General features: G+C 74.2%; 4 protein-coding genes. All 4 read left to right on the top strand.

Annotated elements, in window-relative coordinates:
- Positions 1-213: 213 nt before the first annotated feature.
- The gene (locus L1885_RS23450; protein ID WP_235799157.1) at positions 214-1302 is read left to right on the top strand and encodes a hypothetical protein; all 1089 of its coding nucleotides are present in this window, start codon (positions 214-216) and stop codon (positions 1300-1302) included.
- Between the two features lie 118 nt (positions 1303-1420).
- A complete protein-coding gene (locus L1885_RS23445) occupies positions 1421-2626 on the top strand; it encodes a toxic anion resistance protein (protein WP_235799156.1) in 1206 nt (401 codons plus the stop codon).
- Positions 2626-4275, top strand: coding sequence for a vWA domain-containing protein (locus L1885_RS23440; RefSeq protein ID WP_235799155.1), 1650 nt, complete (start codon positions 2626-2628; stop codon positions 4273-4275). Before L1885_RS23445 ends, L1885_RS23440 begins: the two co-directional genes overlap by 1 nt.
- The coding region (locus tag L1885_RS23435; protein ID WP_308117382.1) for a hypothetical protein at positions 4262-5013 on the top strand (752 nt) is incomplete at its 3' end. The genes L1885_RS23440 and L1885_RS23435, both read left to right, overlap by 14 nt.

Here is a 5013-nt window from a genome sequence, read left to right as displayed (position 1 = left end):
CGCCGCGCCTCCACCCGCCCCCCGCGCGGCCCCCGCCGCCCCTCGGCGGCTCCTCGCCGCCCCGCACCGTCACGCGCCCGCGGCGCCATCCGCCGCGAACTGCCGCGGCCCGCAGCGGAATTGACGGGTCCGGTTCTTGACCGGGATGCCCCCTTCACCTCCCGTACACCCGAACACGACAGGAATGTGGGGTTCCGAGAGCACGCTCCCCCTGTGAAGACACGCATCCTGGGAATCGTCCTTGCGGTGGTGCTGATCGTTGGCGTCGCGGGTGTCGTCGTCAGCCACCTCTCCAAGGACGCGACGGACCCGGCAACGAAGACCGTGGTCCAGGTGCAGGGCGTGATCGGGTCGGAGAAGGCGGACTTCTTCGCCGATCCCGCCGTGCGGAAGGCACTCGCGGCCAAGGGCTTCACGGTCCGGACCGTGACGTCCGGCTCGTGGGCCATGCAGGACCAGCCGCTGAAGGGCGACGACTTCGCCTTCCCCTCGTCGCAGGCGCCCGCCGACGCGCTCGCCGCCCAGCTCCACGTCACCCGGGAGCTGCCGCGGCCGTTCTACTCCCCGCTCGTCGTCGTCGCCACGCACGCGGCGGCGCAGGTGCTGGCGGACAACGGCCTCGCCACGCTCGACGCCTCCCACCGCGGCACCCTCAAGATGGGCGCCTACCTGAAGGCGGCGGGCCGGGGCGCCAAGTGGCAGGACCTCAAGGGCGCTTCGGCCCACGCCGAGCTGCGCGGCACCGTCACGATCACCTCCACCGACCCCGAGACCTCCAACTCGGGCGCACTGCTGCTCGCGGACGCGAGCTACGTCGACAACGGCGGCAGCGTCGTCACCGGTCAGGCGGGGCTGGACCGCACGGCGCCGCTCCTCAAGAAGCTGGTGTCGGCGCAGGGTTCGCAGAAGTCCAGCTCCGAGGAGCCGTTCACGGACTTCATCAGCGGGGTCGGCACGCCGCTCGTCCTGGCCTACGAGTCGCAGGTGGCCTCGCTGCTGCTGGCCCATCAGGACCCCGGCGACCTGGTGACGCTCTACCCGGACACGACCGTCAGCAGCGACCACACCGTCGTGCCGCTGACCGACCGGGGGTGGCGCTTCGCCGACGTACTGGCCGGCGACCCCGCCCTCCAGCGCCTGGAGGTCCGGCACGGCTTCCGGCCGCGGGCCGCGCGCGCCGCGTTCGAGCAGGCCACGACGGGAGACGACGCGTACCTCAACCGGTCGCTCGCGGGGGTCGTGCTGGCCCCCGTCCCCACCAGCGACGTCATCCGGCGGATGGCGCGGGGGGCCAGGTCCTGACGCCGGCCCCGGCGCCGGGCCGGCCGTGCAAGGCCGGCCCCCGTCCCGCCTCCGCGGAAGGGGCAGCCGCCCGCCCGCTCCACCACGTGAAGCCCACCGCGCCTTTCAGGGGGAACCCATGTCCACGCAGAACAGCACGGAGGTCAGCGGCCTGCCCGACGAGGCAGGCGCGTTCGTCCTCACGCCGCCCGAACCGGTGCCGCCGGTGCGCACCGAGCAGGCCTCGGGGCTCGTGCCCCTCGACGCGTCCGTACGCGACGAGATGGAGCGCCGCGCCGCCGACTACGTCTCCTCGCTGTCCACGCTCGACGCGCGCTCGCCCGAGTTCACGGCGCGCATCGGCGAGATCGCGAACCTCGGCGCCGGGGACATCCGCTCCGCCGCACAGCAGTCGAACCGGATGCTGGACCGCACGGTGCGCTCCCTCGCGAGCGGGGACGTCGACGCGCAGGGCCGGGTGGGCAGTTCGCTGGTCGAGCTCCGCCGCACGGTCGAGGACCTGGATCCGCGCGACGGGGCGGGCCGCGGCCGCCGGTTCCTGTCGAAGCTGCCCGGCGGCAACAGACTGCGCGACCACATCGCCAAGTACGCCTCCTCGCAGGCGACGCTGAACAGGATCGTCGGTTCGCTGCGCAGCGGGCAGGACGAACTGCGGCGCGACAACGCGGCCCTGCACACCGAACGCACCCGCCTGTGGGAGACCATGGGCAAGCTGCAGGAGTACGCGGTGCTCACCGAGGCGCTCGACACCGCGGTCGAACGGCGCGTCACCGCCGTGGAGTCGACGGACGCGGTGCAGGCCGACGCGCTGCGCGCCGACGTGCTCTTCCCGGTGCGCCAGAAGCACCAGGACCTGCTGACGCAGCTCGCGGTGTGCGCGCAGGGATACCTCGCGATGGACGTCGTGCGGCGCAACAACGACGAACTGATCAAGGGCGTCGACCGGGCCGCCACCACGACGGTCTCCGCGCTGCGCATCGCGGTGATGCTCGCCCAGGCCCTGGAGAGCCAGCGCAAGGTCACCGAGCAGGTGACCGTGCTGCGCGCGACCACGGAGGACCTGATCCGCGGCAACGCGGAGATGCTGGCCACCCAGTCCGGCGACATCCAGCGGATCGCGGCGGACCCGGCGGTCGGCGTGGAGACGCTGCGGGCCGCGTTCCAGCAGATCTACCGCACGCTCGACGCCATCGACTCGTACAAGGTGCAGGCGACCGAGGCCATGGCGGCGACCGTCGAGTCGCTGAGCGGCGAACTGGTCACCGCGAGAACGCACCTGGAGCGCAGCCGCTCGGCCGGCGCGCTGGAAGGCGGTACGCGCTGATGCGGGCGCGGATCCCGGGCCCGCGCCCGCGCCGCGCCCGGCCGCCGCGGCTGTTCGCGGCGCTGGCCGTGACGCTGCTGGCGGCGACCGCGTGCACGTCGGGCGGGAGCACGGACGGCCGGGCGCCGGTCCGCGAGGACCCCGCCACCACGTACCACAAGGGCACGCTGCGGGTGCTCGCCTCCAGCGAGCTGTCGGACATGTCGGGGATCCTCGCCGACGCGCGCGGGGCGACCGGCGTCGACGTGAGGATGACGTACTCCGGCACGCTCGACGCGGCGAAGCTGGTCGCCGACGGCGGGGCGGCCGGGAAGTACGACGCGGTCTGGCTCTCCTCCAACGACTACCTGCGGCTGCTGCCCGGCACGGACGCGAAGATCACCGACGAGACGCCCGTGATGTCCTCGCCGGTGGCGATCGGCGTCCGCTCCTCGGCACTCGGGCTGCTCGGCCACCCGCCCGCCGACGTGACCTGGTCCGACATCTACGACGCGGTCACGCACCGCGGGCTGACGTACGGGATGACCGACCCGGCCCGCTCCAACTCCGGCTACGCGGCACTGGTGTCGGTGACGTCGGCCCTCTCGGACGCCCAGTCCGCCCTCACCGCCGCGGACATCGGGCGGACCTCGCCGAAGCTCGCCTCCTTCTTCGCCGGGCAGAAGCTGACCTCGGGCTCATCGGGATGGCTGGCGACGGCGTACCGGCGCGACAGCACGGTCACCGCGATGATCAACTACGAGTCGGTGCTGACCGAGCTGAACCGCACCGACCACGCCGGGCTGACCGTGATCCGCCCGAAGGACGGGGTCGTCACCGCCAACTACCCCTTCACGCTGCTGACCTCGGCGCCCCAGGACGCCCGTGCCTCGGCCGACGCCCTCACCGGATACCTGCGCACCAGCTCCGTGCAGGAGCGCATCAGCCGCGACACCTACCGGCGGCCGGTCGTCCCGGCCGTCGGCCCCGCCGCCGGGCTCGACGCCGGCAAGCGGCGCGAACTGCCCTTCCCCGGCACCCTCGCGGTGGCCAACGGGCTGCTCGACTCCTACGAGAACAAGCTGCGCCGGCCCTCGCGGACCGTCTACGTGCTGGACACGTCCGGTTCGATGGCGGGCAGCAGGCTCGCGAGCCTCAAGCGGGCGCTGGGCGGCCTGACCGGCTCGGGCGGCGACGGCGACGCGGGCGACGGCTTCCGCGACCGCGAGCAGGTGACGCTGATGCCGTTCGGGACGAAGGTCAAGCAGGTGACGACGCGCACCGTCGACCCGGCCCGCCCCGCCGCCTCGCTCGCCGTGCTCCACTCCGACATCGGGCGGCTGACGGCGTCCGGGAACACCGCGGTGTACGACAGCCTCGAACAGGCGTACGCGCACCTCGGCCGGGGCGGGGGCGACACGTTCACGTCGATCGTGCTGATGACGGACGGCGAGTCCAACGCGGGCTCACGGGCGGGTTCGTTCGACGCGTTCTACGCGGGCCTGCCCGCGGCCGGGCGCGGAACGCCGGTCTTCCCCGTGGTCTTCGGCGACGCGGACCGCGCCGAACTGCAGCACATCGCGGACCTGACCGGGGGCCGCCTGTTCGACGCGACGGGCGGCGACGCTGCCCTCGACGGCGCCTTCGAGGAGATCCGTGGCTACCAGTGACGGGGAGGGCCCGACGCCCGCGGGCCGCGCCGCGCCCCGGCCGGGCCGCGTCGTCGGCTACCTGGAGTCCGGCAAGAACATCACCGGCTGCGTCGCCGGCCTGGTCGGCGTCGGCCTCGGCGCGGCCGGGCTCACCGGCGCCTTCTGGCCGGCCGCCGTGGCCGGGCTGTACGCGGCCGGGGCGCTGGTCTTCCCGCCGGGCCGGCCGCCGACACCGGTCTTCGCGGCCGACGCGTCGGACGAACTGGGCGACCTGCGCGGGGACTTCGCGTCGCTGCGGGACTACCTCGCGGAGGTGGAGCTGCCCGCGGGGGCCCGGGCCGCCGCCGACGGGCTGACGGAGCTGTTCGGCATGCTCCTCGAACCCGGCTGGGTCGGCGACGCCCTGGCCCAGGATCCGGAAGCCGTGCACGTCCTGTCGCGGGCGATCCGCCAGGACGTGCCCGAGTCCGTCGACTCGTACGTCAGGACGCGCTGGTGGGCCCGGCTCCAACCGGGCTCGGAACCGGCGGAGCGCCATCTGGCGCGCCAGCTCGCGGTGTTGCGGGAGGAGGCGGACGGCCTCGCCGGGGCGCTGCGCGAGGCGGGGGCCCGCCGCCAGCAGACCCACACGCGCTACCTGGAGAGCCGCCGCGAGGCGGGCGGCGGGCGCGTGGCGGGCTTCGGCGGGCCGCGTGGTGAACGCCCGGCCGGTCCGGGAGAGGCGTCCGCGGCGGCCGGGGACGGCCCGGGAAGGCC

This window comes from Streptomyces fuscigenes, assembly GCF_021556455.1.
Classification (GTDB): domain Bacteria; phylum Actinomycetota; class Actinomycetes; order Streptomycetales; family Streptomycetaceae; genus Streptomyces; species Streptomyces fuscigenes.
The sequence above is the reverse complement of the archived record's forward strand: the minus strand, read 5'-3'. Positions and strand labels throughout refer to the sequence as shown.